The sequence below is a fragment of the Carboxylicivirga litoralis genome (assembly GCF_025499605.1).
Taxonomy (GTDB): domain Bacteria; phylum Bacteroidota; class Bacteroidia; order Bacteroidales; family Marinilabiliaceae; genus Carboxylicivirga; species Carboxylicivirga litoralis.
Genome location: NZ_JAFMVC010000047.1, coordinates 1 through 14,114, shown reverse-complemented (window position 1 = coordinate 14,114; position 14,114 = coordinate 1). Strand labels below are relative to the sequence as shown.

Annotated in this window: 14 protein-coding genes; all 14 read left to right on the top strand. The window is 35.3% G+C overall.

Annotated elements, in window-relative coordinates:
• The first annotated feature begins 415 nt into the window (after positions 1 to 415).
• The 14 genes from J1N10_RS20025 (at position 416) to J1N10_RS19960 (ending at position 14,042) form a co-directional block, all read left to right on the top strand.
• Complete coding sequence (locus tag J1N10_RS20025; RefSeq protein WP_120271268.1) at positions 416 to 706, top strand: MerR family transcriptional regulator; 291 nt, start codon at positions 416 to 418, stop codon at positions 704 to 706.
• Complete coding sequence (locus J1N10_RS20020) at positions 706 to 888, top strand: hypothetical protein (protein ID WP_120271267.1); 183 nt, start codon at positions 706 to 708, stop codon at positions 886 to 888. Before J1N10_RS20025 ends, J1N10_RS20020 begins: the two co-directional genes overlap by 1 nt.
• A 17-nt stretch (positions 889 to 905) precedes the next feature.
• The gene (locus J1N10_RS20015; protein WP_262328509.1) at positions 906 to 1,217 is read left to right on the top strand and encodes a DUF4406 domain-containing protein; all 312 of its coding nucleotides are present in this window, start codon (positions 906 to 908) and stop codon (positions 1,215 to 1,217) included.
• Between the two features lie 74 nt (positions 1,218 to 1,291).
• Positions 1,292 to 1,582, top strand: a complete 291-nt coding sequence (locus J1N10_RS20010; protein ID WP_262328508.1) for a hypothetical protein — start codon at positions 1,292 to 1,294, stop codon at positions 1,580 to 1,582.
• A 3-nt stretch (positions 1,583 to 1,585) separates the two neighbouring features.
• Positions 1,586 to 4,804: a DNA primase gene (gene dnaG / locus J1N10_RS20005; RefSeq protein WP_262328507.1), complete on the top strand. Its 3,219-nt coding sequence runs from the start codon at positions 1,586 to 1,588 to the stop codon at positions 4,802 to 4,804.
• Positions 4,805 to 5,297: 493 nt separating this feature from the next.
• Positions 5,298 to 5,519 (top strand): helix-turn-helix transcriptional regulator, encoded by a 222-nt coding sequence (locus J1N10_RS20000; RefSeq protein ID WP_262328506.1) that lies wholly within the window; start codon positions 5,298 to 5,300, stop codon positions 5,517 to 5,519.
• Positions 5,520 to 5,943: 424 nt separating this feature from the next.
• On the top strand, positions 5,944 to 6,177 hold the full coding sequence (locus tag J1N10_RS19995; RefSeq protein WP_262328505.1) for a DUF4248 domain-containing protein: 234 nt from the start codon (positions 5,944 to 5,946) through the stop codon (positions 6,175 to 6,177).
• Entirely contained in the window at positions 6,174 to 6,524 is a 351-nt protein-coding gene (locus J1N10_RS19990; RefSeq protein WP_262328504.1) for a hypothetical protein, read from the top strand. Before J1N10_RS19995 ends, J1N10_RS19990 begins: the two co-directional genes overlap by 4 nt.
• Positions 6,525 to 6,613: 89 nt before the next feature.
• Positions 6,614 to 6,832 carry a helix-turn-helix transcriptional regulator gene (locus J1N10_RS19985; RefSeq protein ID WP_262328503.1) on the top strand — a complete coding sequence of 73 codons (219 nt, stop codon included), beginning with the start codon at positions 6,614 to 6,616 and terminating at the stop codon, positions 6,830 to 6,832.
• Positions 6,833 to 6,845: 13 nt separating this feature from the next.
• The gene (locus tag J1N10_RS19980) at positions 6,846 to 8,456 is read left to right on the top strand and encodes a site-specific DNA-methyltransferase (RefSeq protein ID WP_262328502.1); all 1,611 of its coding nucleotides are present in this window, start codon (positions 6,846 to 6,848) and stop codon (positions 8,454 to 8,456) included.
• A gap of 11 nt (positions 8,457 to 8,467) precedes the next feature.
• Positions 8,468 to 9,571, top strand: coding sequence for an AAA family ATPase (locus J1N10_RS19975; protein ID WP_262328501.1), 1,104 nt, complete (start codon positions 8,468 to 8,470; stop codon positions 9,569 to 9,571).
• Positions 9,568 to 10,242 carry a DUF4276 family protein gene (locus J1N10_RS19970; RefSeq protein ID WP_262328500.1) on the top strand — a complete coding sequence of 225 codons (675 nt, stop codon included), beginning with the start codon at positions 9,568 to 9,570 and terminating at the stop codon, positions 10,240 to 10,242. The genes J1N10_RS19975 and J1N10_RS19970 overlap by 4 nt, the downstream gene beginning before the upstream one ends.
• 20 nt (positions 10,243 to 10,262) lie before the next feature.
• The gene (locus tag J1N10_RS19965; protein ID WP_262328499.1) at positions 10,263 to 12,944 is read left to right on the top strand and encodes a DEAD/DEAH box helicase; all 2,682 of its coding nucleotides are present in this window, start codon (positions 10,263 to 10,265) and stop codon (positions 12,942 to 12,944) included.
• A 42-nt stretch (positions 12,945 to 12,986) separates the two neighbouring features.
• Positions 12,987 to 14,042 (top strand): ComEC/Rec2 family competence protein, encoded by a 1,056-nt coding sequence (locus J1N10_RS19960; RefSeq protein ID WP_262328498.1) that lies wholly within the window; start codon positions 12,987 to 12,989, stop codon positions 14,040 to 14,042.
• Positions 14,043 to 14,114: the final 72 nt, after the last annotated feature.

Genomic DNA, 14,114 nt, shown 5'->3' with positions numbered 1-14,114 from the left:
CTTTTTTTACTGAAAAACGAGGGTGGTCACTTTGAATCGTTACAAGGTGGTCACATTAAATCGTTTGAGGGTGGTCAATATGACCGTTATTTCCACTCATTTATCCAGGATATTAGCAGATAATTTTTCTACAAAAAGAGCTGAGTTTCCGAAAGCAGAACAAATTAGAAAACAGTTTACAGATGTTAATGACAACGTAAAAAACAAGGTCGAATCACTACTTGAAGAATTGGCAAATGCCAATACTGTATAGCATTTGTAATTTTTTTTCAAAAAATTCGATTTTATTACATCTTGATCTAATGATAGTTACCAAAAGGGGACAAAGGGGGACATCCCCCTCTGTCCCTTTTTTCGTGTTTGCAGCAAATGTATGTTCGCTTACAAATTGATGTAGAAATAAAAACATACGATTATGCAGAAAGAAGATTTAAACAATTTAGTTACCGTAGCTGACTTAAACAGTTTTTCTGAGAAAATTATAAGCGAGATTCACAGGCTATCGGAAAAAGACAAACCTGAATTTTACACACCCAATCAATTCAGTAAACTGACAGGTATGCCCTACACTACTGTCATTCATTATTGCAAGAAAAACATGTTAAAAGCTAGACAGGAATTTAAAGGCGGTTCCTGGCAGATTTATGCGAGCGAGATAAATAGGCTTAAAGAGGAGGCAAATACTAACCATTTAACATTCAGATAATGGAAAACAATGAAAAACCAGTCGCTCAAAGCAAGCATCAATTAACGGAGGCATACAATATAAGCTATTTAACCCTTCAACGTTGGCTTGAACCAATTAAAGATGAACTTGGTGAATATAGAGGAAGAGCATACACCCCAAAACAAGTTCAGATGATTTATGATTTATTAGGTCGTCCATAAATTCAATAACGTAAGCAATGACAATATATCTCTCCGGAATTCATTACGAAACCGATGCAAATTTCATTCAAAGCCTAAAAAGGCAATTATTGAATTTAGGATGCACCATTGTTATACCCGAAGAAAAAGCACTTAATAAGCTTGGTTGGTCTGAAAGCATTACTCACCGCCTGGGTTTAATTCTTAAAAGCGATACCATTTACATGTTACCTAAATGGAAAGAAAGTACTACTGCAAGAATTGAACTCACAGCAGCAATGAATGAGAATAAACACCTCTGTTTTTCAATTGATGACATTAAAAATTTAATAACCACCCTTGACGGCTAATAATGGTTTAGGCAGGATTGAACAAGGGCAATCCTGCCATTTTTAAATAAGATTCATTTTCAAAACAAATTAAAATGACAGCATTAGCACCTAATACGGTATCGAAGCTATACTATTTCGAGAACCGCATAAAGAGTTTTTATGAGAAAAACGGCTATAACAGCATCCCGTTTGATGGCTCAAAAGTTCAGAAAATGATTGAGGATTCTCAGCTTGAGTTGAATGCTCTCTTTTACAAGATTTGGGGTTCAGACATGGGCTATCACTTGTTAGACAAGTTTTATGATTTCAGAGGTAACGTTCACGAGTTCTTTATGAGCCTCGATAGCAACAACCGTGAATTATTGACAGGTAAAGATTGGTAGCCGATGGATGCAAAAAGGGTTATAGAGCAAATCAATGATGAAGTTTATGAGGTTGTCTCCAACTTTGTCACACTAAAGAAAGCAGGGAGCAATTACAAAGCGTGTTGTCCATTCCACAATGAAAAAACGGCTTCATTCAGCGTTAATCCGGCAAAGGGTATTTTCAAATGCTTCGGTTGCGATAAAGGTGGTAATGCCATTGAGTTTATTAAAGAGCATGAAAATGTTGAGTTTAAAGAAGCCGTTGAGCTTGGCGCAAAACTTTTGAATCTCAATTTTGAATGGAAAAGAAGTACCAATTGGGATGAAGCCAAATTCAAACATGAAGAAAGCCTGAAAATAGCTTGTAATATCATTGAAAGGTTCTACTTAGAACAGGTCAATCATAAGAATGCACAGGATTACATAAAACAGCGAAACATTGTCATTCCTGAAAACAGCAGCTTTAATGTCGGCTATGCTCCAAGTGGAAATGCTCTACTTGCCCATGCCAGGGAGAAAGGTGTAAAAACGGAAATACTTGAAGAAATTGGCGTATTGAAAAGCAACGACGAAGGCATTTATGACTTTTTCTACAACCGATTGATATTTCCTGTTTGCAATTCCAAAGGTCAAACCATAGCTTTCGCCGGGCGTGATTTAAACGAAAACCCAAAGATTAAATATCTGAATACACACGAGAGCTGCATCTACACCAAAGGCAATGAATTGTATGCTTTAAATATTGCAAGATTCGCCATTAAAAACGAAGACCGGGCATATATAGTAGAAGGTTATACCGATGTGCTTCGGATGCACTCCATTGAAGTAATTAATTCAGTTGCAACAGGCGGAACTGCATTAACCAATGCACAGGCAAAGCTCCTGAAAAAATACACCAATAAGGCTACGCTCATTTACGATGGTGATAGTGCCGGACGAAATGCCATGTGCAGAAATGCAGAAATCCTTATTAAAAATCAATTCCATGTTTCGGTTGTTGTACTACCCGAAAAACAAGACCCCGATTCACTTTTCACCGATAGTGAGACGTTTCTTCAGTACGATGAAAAACAGGAAGATTACATCATATACAAAACGGCTGAATACGCTGAACGATTTGCAAATGACCCAGTTAAGAAATCGGAAGTAATTAAGCGGATGGCTGCCCTGATTAGTTGCTATGATAAAACTAACCAGGAGGTTTATCTTGACTTTGTTTCTGAGCAGATTAAACCGAAAAAAGCATGGCAGGATGCCTTAAAGGAAAACAGCCAGCCCATAGAAAAGAAAGCCAAGAAAAAGGAGAACATCAATGACATTATAAAACTAAAAAAAGAGCAACAGGAGAACCTCTTGGAAAATCAGTTTTATGAAGAAAAAGGGGCTTACTGGACTGTGGAAGGCAAGAATCCTAAACAAATATCAAACTTTACTTTTGAAGCTTTGTTTTGTGTTTTCCATAGGGATGCACAAGGGCGAACCGACCTGAAATACATTCTTAACCTGATGAGCCAATACGGTCGGAAACGACTTGCCACCATATCATCGGATGACTTTTGTACCCCTGCATCGTTTAAAAAGCAAGTTCACCGTAGGCACGGTTTTTTTTGGTATGGCAACGACACCCAACTTGATAGTATTAAAAATGTAAAACTTTTAGGAATACCCGAAGCAAAAGAACTTGAAAGGGTTGGCTACAATGAAAAGAACCGTTTTTGGGTATTTGCCAATGGTTTGTATTACGATAAAACATTCCACGAGATTGATGAGTATGGTGTTACCACCCATGCAAAACGAATAAGCAGCATGGATGAGTTTAAGGAGATTCCACCCGAAAGCCAGATTCGTATTGGAGATACCTTTCATGTATTAAATACTACCGCAGAGTTTATCGGTAAATATGGTACAGATAACTTGAAAGATAAAATCAAACAGGGCCAGGTACATCTTTTACATTTCTTCTTTCTACCCTATGGTAAGTTACTAAGAATTGGTACCAACGATAGCGGAAACCCATTTAAGGAAAACTCAAAGTATATTCAACCGCCAAAGAACAGCAGTTGGAATTTTGGCAAGTGGGCATCATCAATGAACAAGGTTTATCCGGGTAATGCAGAATTACTAATTGCCTACTACATTGCAACAGTATTCAGCGATGTAATTTATAAAGCCAATTTCGGGTACTTCCCATTACTATTCCTGTTTGGGAAACGCCAATCAGGTAAAAGTACCGCAGCCCGAAGTATCATGTATATGTTTGGCAAGCCACCTATGGAAGACGGTATTAACCTTGCTTCTGGCAGTACAAGTACAGGTATGCAGCGAAGTATGGATTCTACAACCAACCATCCGTTTTGGGGTAATGAATATAAGAACAGCATCCATAAAAATACCATTGAAGCATTAAAAGGTATTGCCGACCGAAATGGTAAGCTTACTGGGGTAAAGTCTGGCGGTAATGAAACACGTATTGCAAAGCCCAGGGGTTCGGGTATTATTAGCGGTCAGGATTTACCAACACAAGACCCGGCTCTCTCAAGTCGCAGCTTGCTAGGAGAATTTGATGATACCAATCGGGGAAACTATGAAGACCTAAAAGAATTCAAAGCAGCCGAAGAAAGTTTGCAGTTTACCAATATTACTTGTTCAGTATTCGACAATCGACATTTAATTGAGGAAAACTATGCTAAAGAAGAACCTGGTATTAGTTCAGAGGTAATGGATGAACTTATTAGCGAATTTGGTAACGTTGACCGCAGAACTGTTTTGAATATATCATCGGTACTTACACCTATGAAAATTCTAATGGAACAATCCGATTTGAAATTCCCTTTTGAATATCAAACAGCAAAAACAGCCTTAATACGTTCTGCAAGACTTACCATTTCAGTACAAAACCAAAGCGATGAAGTAGAACAGTATTTTCATGTTTTGCAGTCCCTTCTGAATCTTTATAAAATATCTGATAATACACATTACAGAATCGTTGTAGCTGAAAATAGCGTAAAGCATCTTTATCTAAGAGTTGGAGCAATACATGGTTTATACAGGGAACAAGCTCGCAAAGAAGGGATAACCGTATTAGACCAGGCGGTGATTGGTGAATACCTAAAGAAACATCGTTCATTTATTGACTATCGCAGAAAGAACGTACAGTTCGGAAGCAATAGAACAAGTGCATACATACTAAACTATGATACCTTGAAAGACCAAGGTATTGAGCTTGAACGCTTCATCTAAATATAAATCAAAATACATTATTAAAGCTTATTATGGCTATAATGCAAAAACCGTCCTCATTTCCTCACTTATTAAGTATAGATTATAATAATATACTGATATATAATACTATATATTTTTCTATTCTAAAAATAAGTGAGGACGGCTGAGGGAAACATGAGGGATTATTGAGGGACAATAGAGGCAATAGCATACCCTTTCCCTCACTCCTCCTCAAAGTCCTCATTTTATATACCTGATATTTAATAGCTTAAAGCAATAATGAGGAATGAGGACAGTTTTAAAGAAATACCATAGGCTCTGAAAACATAGTCAAAACATTATTCATCTAGCATCTTTATTTTAAGAAAAAAGCAAATGTTTTTTTTGATAACTTTCTAATTCACTATCATTTAAGTTTTACTAAAAAATTTGATTATGACTTAAAAAAAAGAATGACAAGGTATTAGCGAGCCTTGAAGAATTAAACAAGAAAGTATCTGAAATGATACGTTTGCAAAAGAAATTATCTACGGGATATGATTACATCAATGCCAAAGAACTGTCAGAATTATTAGGTGTTAGTATTAAAACCATATATGGCAAGGTGTATAACAGACAAATTCCCTACTATAAACCAGGTGGAAAAACACTGATGTTCAAAATGTCTGAAATACAAGAATGGATAAAATCTGGTCGCCATTCCACAATTGAAGAGCTTAAAGAAATTATTTAATGTGGTATAGAGTTTCTATGCGAGAGTTAAAAGATTAACCCGGTATCAGTTTTGGTGTCGGGTTTTTTATTGCTTTTTTTTAAGCAATACTAAAAAAAGCTATCTTTACATTCATAGCCGTCAAGGGTATAATTGTATAGATTATGCCCAAAATTCTTCATTACATTCTAAATGCAAGTCTCAATTCGAGGCTTTTGCTGGTTACAAAGCGACCGTTTTTTCTATTAATAGCTGAAAGTCCCCTTCAAAAAATACAATATTCAAAAAAGTCTTTAAGATTTTGTCTTAAAGTCCTCAAAAGCAGTCTGAATAAACTAAAAAGTTCTCAAAAGCCTTCAAAAGCAGTTGAAATATACTCTACAAGGCTGCTCTTCTCGATATTTCCATTGCGTTATCGCTCATTTTTCAACCCAAATCCAACGCTATGATAGTACGCAGAACCATATTAAAGCAGGATTTGGTTAAAAAACTTTACCCCGATAGTATTTCCATGAAGTCAGCAATGCAACAGCTCCGAAACGAAATTGACATTTGCCCGGCATTAAAACAAGGAATTGAACAGGCAGGAAATACAAAACGCCATTACTACAACAAACAACAACTCCTTTTAATCCTGGAACACTTTTGTATAACACTTGAAGAATTTGAACAACTATGAACTATTTCTTAGGCATAACCGATATTGACCATGCCAAACTACGTTACCGGAAATTAGCAAAGCAACTACACCCTGATGCTGGAGGAACTGACGTTGAATTTCAGGATATGCAAACTGAATACAAGGAATTTCTTTTAAGCTTGCAACAAAATCATAAAGTCGTTACTCCTTCACTTAAAAGCCCTTCAGCGGAAAATGAATTAATAAACGAATTAGGTATGCTTGCCAAAGTATTAATAAAAAAGCAAGTGCCACAGAATTACTTACGGCAGAAAGTGCAAACAACGGAATCTTCTTTAAAGAAAAGCCTGTTTGCTGATATTGCAGATTGGTTGGATAGTTTCTAAAATTATTTATCTGAAAGAAAGTGCTGCATTTTCATATAACTTTTATAAATTAGCTTCCAAGTTTAAAAAATACACGTAATTTGCGTATTATGACAGAGCGTAAGCAAATAAACAGGTTGAAAATTGTTCTTGCAGAGCAGAATAGAACGAATAAATGGTTGGCTGAACAATTGGGGAAAAGTTTAACCACGGTTTCGAGATGGTGTACGAACGAATCGCAGCCCGGAATGGAAACCGTGATTGAAATTGCAGAGAAACTAAATGTTGATGCAAGGGAGTTAATTGTATCAACCAAACAGGACAAATAACAGGAAGTAAACGATGCCAACATTAAATTGGATAGGAAAAGATAAGGTGATAAACCACCACATGGATGTTTCTTACAGAATATTAGAACACTCCTATGGTTTCGACAATGGTAAACAAAGCCAAAACGAAATCAATTGCGGTAATAAAATAATTCATGGGGATAATCTTGAAGCTCTAAAGGCTTTATTGCCTGAATATGAAGGAAAAATAAAGTGTATTTACATTGACCCTCCCTACAACACCGGAAACGAAGGTTGGGTTTATAACGACAATGTAAATGACCCCAAAATTAAAAGGTGGTTAGGAAAAGTTGTGGGAAAAGAAGCTGAAGATTTATCACGACACGACAAGTGGTTATGCATGATGTATCCAAGATTAAAACTCTTACATAGACTATTGGCAAAAGATGGAGCTATTTTTATTTCCATTGATGATAATGAGCAAGCTAATCTTAGGCTCATTTGTGATGAAATCTTTGGCGGTGGTAATTTTTTAGCTAATGTGCTTTGGCAAAAAGTTTACAGTCCACGAATGGATTCTAAAGGATTTAGCTCAAGTCATGATTTTATATTGGCGTACAGCAAGAGTTCTGAATTTAATGTAACTAAACTTAAAAGAGAGCAGTCCAATAAACAATTCAAAAATTTCGATAAGGAAAAAGGATTATATTATAGAAGTCGCTCATTAAGAAAGGAAGGTTCTAATTCATTACGCAGTGATAGACCAAACCTTTATTATCCTTTAGAAGCTCCCGATGAAACACAGGTATTTCCAATTAAGCCGAATAAAACAGAAGGATGTTGGCGCTGGTCTAAAGACACTTACCTGAAAAATTTAGAGGAAGGAAATGTCGAATGGATTAAGAAGAATGGTCAATGGCAAGTCTTTGTTAAGCAATGGAAAGAAGAGAATGCAGAAAGACCACCTTCCACTATCTGGTTAAGTGATGAAGTAGGACATAACCATAGTGCAAAAGATGAGATTAAAGGTTTCAACTTAGAACTTAGTTTTGATACCCCTAAACCATCGACTTTAATTCAAGAAATACTAGCAATATCGACTTCTAAAAATTCCATTATTCTGGATTCTTTTGCTGGGTCAGGCACAACTGCACACGCCGTTATTAATCAAAATAAAATAGACGGTGGTAATAGAAAATTTATTTTAGTCGAAATGGAAGACTATTCTGAAAACATTACAGCTGAACGTGTAAAAAGAGTGATTAAGGGTTATTGTAATGATAAAAAGGATGTTGAAGGAACAGGTGGAAGCTTCGACTTCTACGAATTAGGTAAACCTTTATTCCTTGATAATGAAATGCTAAATGAAGAAGTTGGCTTAGAAAAAATACGTGAGTATGTATGGTTTTCGGAAACACGTAAATCATACAAGAAAGTCAACGATAAAGAAGAACACTTGTTGGGTGTAGCTAATTCATCAGCATTTTACTTTTATTATTACAAAGACAAGCTCACAACGCTGGATGATAGTTTTTTGCGCACACTAAAAACTAAGGAAGAGCAATATGTAATTTATGCAGACAATTGTGTTTTAGACCACAGTTTAATGCAGAAATACCATATTACATTTAAGAAAATACCAAGAGATATAACACGATTTTAAACCTGAACACTATGATAGATTATATAGAAATACAAGGCTTTAAATCTGTAAAAAACATGCAGTTGGAACTAAAACCCATCAATGTTTTTATAGGTAGCAATGGTGCAGGTAAAAGTAACTTTGTGTCTTTCTTTAAAATGGTTCATGCTATTTTCAATCAACAATTGCAGCGTTATGTAATTGAAGAAAAAGCAGACAACATCCTCCATTTTGGTAGAAAGATGACTGAAACCATGTTTGGTAAGATGATATTTACCGAAGACGCTCAAAACAACAATGCATATTGGTTTAATCTTGCTCAAACCAAGGAGGCTGGCTTATTTATTAAACAAGAAGGTTCAGGCTACAATGTTTCTCGTGATGAGAATTACCATAATTATTTCACCAAATCCAATATTGAGGAAACATCGGTAACTCGTGATGGTTCGTTCAGAAATAATTATTTGAAAAAATATTTATCGAATATCCAGATTTATCACTTCCATGATACTTCGGCAACTTCAATGTTACGCCGTGAGTGCGATATAAACGATAATGATTACTTAAAAACAGATGGTAGAAACCTTCCTGCCTTTTTGTATTATTTACAGGAAGAACACCCGAAATTATACAAACGCATAGAAAAAACCATAAAATCAATCGCCCCATATATTGATAAATTTATACTTCAACCCAAAAAGTTGAATAAAGATGAAATTGAATTAAGGTGGGTAGAAAAGGGCGACCCTGAATCTAGCTTCAATGCTTATCAGTTTTCCGATGGTACACTGCGTTTTATTGCTTTAGCAACGGTTCTTATGCAACCTGAACCTCCAAAAGTAATTGTGATTGATGAACCTGAATTAGGTTTGCATCCGCAAGCTATTCAAAAGTTGGCTGCACTTATTAAGATGGCTTCTAATAAAACACAGCTCATATTATCAACCCAATCGGTAAATCTTGTTGATTGCTTTGAGACTGATGATATTGTAACCGTTGACAGAAGTCAGGAGGAAAATCAATCTGTATTCAAAAGACTTAAAGAAGATAAGCTAAAGGACTGGCTTGACGAACATACTTTAGGCGAATTATGGGAAAGAAACATTATTAACTCAGCTCAACCTTTTTCAAAATGAACAGAATAATAATAATTGGAGAAGGGCCAACTGAGCAATCATTTTGTAATGATGTTTTACAGCCATTCTTCAATCAACATGGATTGTATATAGAAAATCCAAAGATTAAAAAATCAAAAGGTGGTATTGTTTCCTGGAAAGATTTAAAAAAGCAGATTGAACTACACCTAAAAGATACAAATGTAGTCGTAACCTTGCTTATTGACTATTACGGAATATATCCAAAACATGCTTTTCCTAAATGGGAAGAAGCAAAGACTATTGTAAATAAAAGCGAAAGAATGACTTTCCTTGAAAATGCAATGGCAGAAAATATTGATGATGATGTCCGTTATAGGTTTGTGCCATATATTCAGTTACATGAATTTGAAGGTTTATTATTTAGTGATATATCGGTAATTGAAGACAATTTTGAAGATTATGAATTTAATGACCATAATTATTTGATTGAAACCGACCAGAGATATGATAATCCTGAAGAAATAAATGATGGCACGACCACCGCACCTTCAAAAAGGTTGGAAAGAATTATTAAGGGTTATGGTAAATCAGGTGGTAAGGTTGCCTATGGCTCTCTTTTAGCTCAAGAAATTGGGTTAAATAAGATTAGAGAAAAATGCCCTCGCTTTAATGTGTGGATAAATAAACTCCTTGAATTTAAGGAAGACTAATATTTTGAATAGTACAAGAAATGGAATTAAAACCATATCAACAGCAAGTAATAAACGACCTCGATAAGTTTCTTGAATATGTTAATACTTATCAGGATTCAGCTAAAGCTTTTAATCAGTTTTGGGAAGATAAAGTTGGTAAATACCAGGCTAACCTCGATGGTTCGTATTCAGGAATGAAACCATACAAAAACAATATTCCGGGAGCTACACATATAGCAGTAAAAGTACCTACTGCCGGAGGTAAAACATTTATAGCCTGCAATGCTTTGAGTTCTATTTTCAAGTCCTTTGATGCATCAAAACCCAAAGCGGTTGTTTGGTTAGTTCCCTGGTCGAACCTTTTACAACAAACCGTTGGTCATTTATCGAATCCTACCCATCCGTATAGAGAAAAGCTAAATGCTTTATTTGGAAACCGTGTGGAGGTATTAGAAAAAGAACAACTACTTCAAGGTGCAGGATTCAACCCTACTTCGGTTCAGGAACAGCTAAATATTTTTGTTTTTAACTTTAGTAGTATTCGCATTAATTCCCGAAAAAAAGACGACCGTAAAGTTTATGAGCAAAATGGAGCGTTAGAGCAATTCCGAGGCTTTGTAGATAATGACCTGATAATTGAAGATACGGATGAGACAGCACTTATTAATGTTATTCGCTCCTTAAATCCGGTGGTGGTGGTTGATGAAAGTCACAATGCAGAAAGCGATTTAAGTGTTGAAATGCTAAACAACCTGAATCCTTCGTTTGTGCTGGATTTAACAGCTACGCCAAAAGAAAATAGCAATATCATAAGCTTTGTAAATGCTATGGCTCTTAAAAAAGAACACATGGTTAAGCTGCCTGTTATTGTTTACAATCATCATAAAAAGGAAGAAGTAATTACAAGTGCTTTACACCTTCAAAGGCAATTGGAATTACTTGCTTTAGAGGAAGAAAAAGTAACAGGAAAATACATCAGACCTATCATTCTTTTTCAAGCACAATCGAACATTAAAGGCAAAGACAACACAACCTACATTCACATTAAAGAACAGCTCACTAAGCTGAAAATTCCCGAAGAACAAATTAAGATTAAGGTTAGCGGTTTAGATGAATTGAAAGGCATTAACTTAATGGCAATAGACTGTGAGGTTAGATACATAATCACCGTTAATGCTTTAAAAGAAGGTTGGGATTGTCCCAATGCCTATATTTTGGCATCATTAGCCGATAAATCATCAGCTGTAGATGTGGAACAGATATTAGGCAGGGTTTTACGACAACCTTATGTAACTAAGCATCAAACCCCACTCCTTAACCTGTCTTTTGTATTATCAGCCAGCTCAAAATTCCAGGACACCTTGGATAATATTGTAAAAGCATTGCAGGAATCCGGCTTTAGTAAGGATGATTATTATGCAGAGGAAGAACCGGAAACAGAATTATCGGACAATGAAGTGCTGCAAAACGAATTATTCGGAGAATCAGAACCAAAACAGACCGATGACGATACCCCAAGAGCCGTTGACGAGATTGAGGTTGATGAAATTGACTTTAATCCCGAAACGGAACTAACACCTGACCAAATTGGTAACACCAACGATATAGTAAAGCAAATCACTCAAAAAGGAGAAAGTGAAGGAAAATCCTTTGAGCAAAAAGCCGAATCCTATACCGAAGATAATACCGACTATTTATTACGAGAAATGGGTAAAGAACCGAAAAAATATAAGATTGAGGAACCTTTTGTTGACGTGGTAAGCGACATTGAGATACCACAATTCTATCGCAAAGTTCCAAACGATGAGCTTCACGATACAATTATATTTGAAGAGCTTACACAAAAAGAGCAACTGTTAAATCGGAATAGTTTATTAAAGGGATTTAAGCTTGCTTCAAAAAGTACCGAGATTAATTTTGATGATACAGCTACTGAAGTTTTTCAGGTTGATTACAACGAAACAAAGCATACTGCTACCATGCAGAAACTTTCAACCAGAGCAAAATCAATCTTAGTAGATACCATCCTGGCAAAACCGAAAGAAACGCAGATAAAAGAGATTACTTCCCTTATTGTGCGTAAGCTGGGCGACATGACCCCTATTTCACATGAAGATATTACAAAGTATGTTTCTCGTGTATTTGAGGATTTGAACAACGACCAGATTAGAGATATTATCAATAATGAGTTTCTCTATATCCGAAAAATAAAGGACAAGGTTAAAGAGCTTGAAAATGAATATGCAAAGGAGCAATTTCAGTTATTGCTTGATACCAATAATATAATGGTAAAGCCTAGTTTTAAGTTTCCTCCGGAATTAACGCATATTAACCTGTGTAGTCCTATCAATAAATCATTATACGAGCGAGAAGCATCGGTTAATAATTTTGAGCAAAAGGTAATTATGGATATTGCCTCATTGGAGAATGTTTTATTCTGGCACCGAAACCTTGAAAAAGGAAAAGGTTTTGCCCTGAACGGTTTTAAAAACGACCACTACCCCGATTTCATTATCTACACGCAAAACGGCAACCTTATATTGATAGAAACCAAAGGCGACCATTTAGATAACGATGACAGCAGATCCAAAAACTTGTTGGGTAAAAAGTGGGCTGAAAAATCCGGCGACAATTATAAGTACTTCATGGTATTTGAAACGAAAGATGTACCGGATACTTATACCGCACAAAGTATTATTGATGTAGTTAGAATGTTGTAAATATTATTCTATGTAAGAAAAAATCCAACTAAAAACCCAGAAATGAAATTCGAATTCCTACAAGCTAATAATGGCGATGCAATATTGATTCATTTTAATGATGGTTCTAATAATAGGAACATTTTAATTGATGGAGGAACCGGGAGTACATATTCAAAGAAACTTCGCAATAAACCTACACCTCAAGACTTACAAAAAAGTATTGAAATAATTAAACGCAATGGTGAAAGTATTGATTTACTAGTATTGACACATGTAGATGACGACCATATCGGCGGTATTCTTAAATGGTTCGGCAAAGATAAAAGCGCACTTGATTTATTAAAAAACGTTTGGTTTAATTCTGGTAGAACCATTCACAGGTTCTTTGATGCTGAAAAAAACTACGATAATTCTCTTGAGTTAAACAAAGTATTATCAACAGATACAAGCATAGGTCAAGGTGTAGAGTTTGAAGATTATTTACTAAGCAAACCAGGCATATGGGAAGAAAAAGTTATTAAAGCAGGGCAAAAACTATCAAAGTTTGGAATTGATTTCCAAATTTTATCACCAGATGAGGATAGATTAAAAGACCTTTTAGGTAAATGGGAGATTGAAAAACCAGATTCATTAGATACCTCACTAAAAAATGATTATGACAAATCTTTAACCCATCTTATTCAAGATGATGCTTTTGAGGAAGACTCTTCAAAACACAATGGTAGCTCTATTAGCTTTATTCTCACATATAAGAAGAAAAATTATTTATTCTTGGCTGATTCCTTTCCTACTGTTGTCTCTTCAAGCCTTGAGATGTTAGGATATTCGGAACAATCAAAGTTGGAATGCGAATTTGTAAAGGTTTCTCATCATGGTAGCAAAGCTAATAACAGCTATGAGTTATTACAATTCATCAACTCTAAAAAGTATGTAATATCAACTAATGGAGCAAAACATTCACATCCTAATAAGCAGTTTTTAGCAAGGTTAATAACTTATCAAAATGATTGTGAGATATACTTTAATTATCCTGAACTAATAAAAGATATTTTCAAACAAGAGGATTACGAAGCTTATCCAAAGTTTAAGGCACTAAAAGTTAAAGGGGAATTTTAAATATTATTAATGAATAAAGATAAGTTACCATACTATACTGTTATTGTAAATTCCGGAAGCGGTTGTTTATTT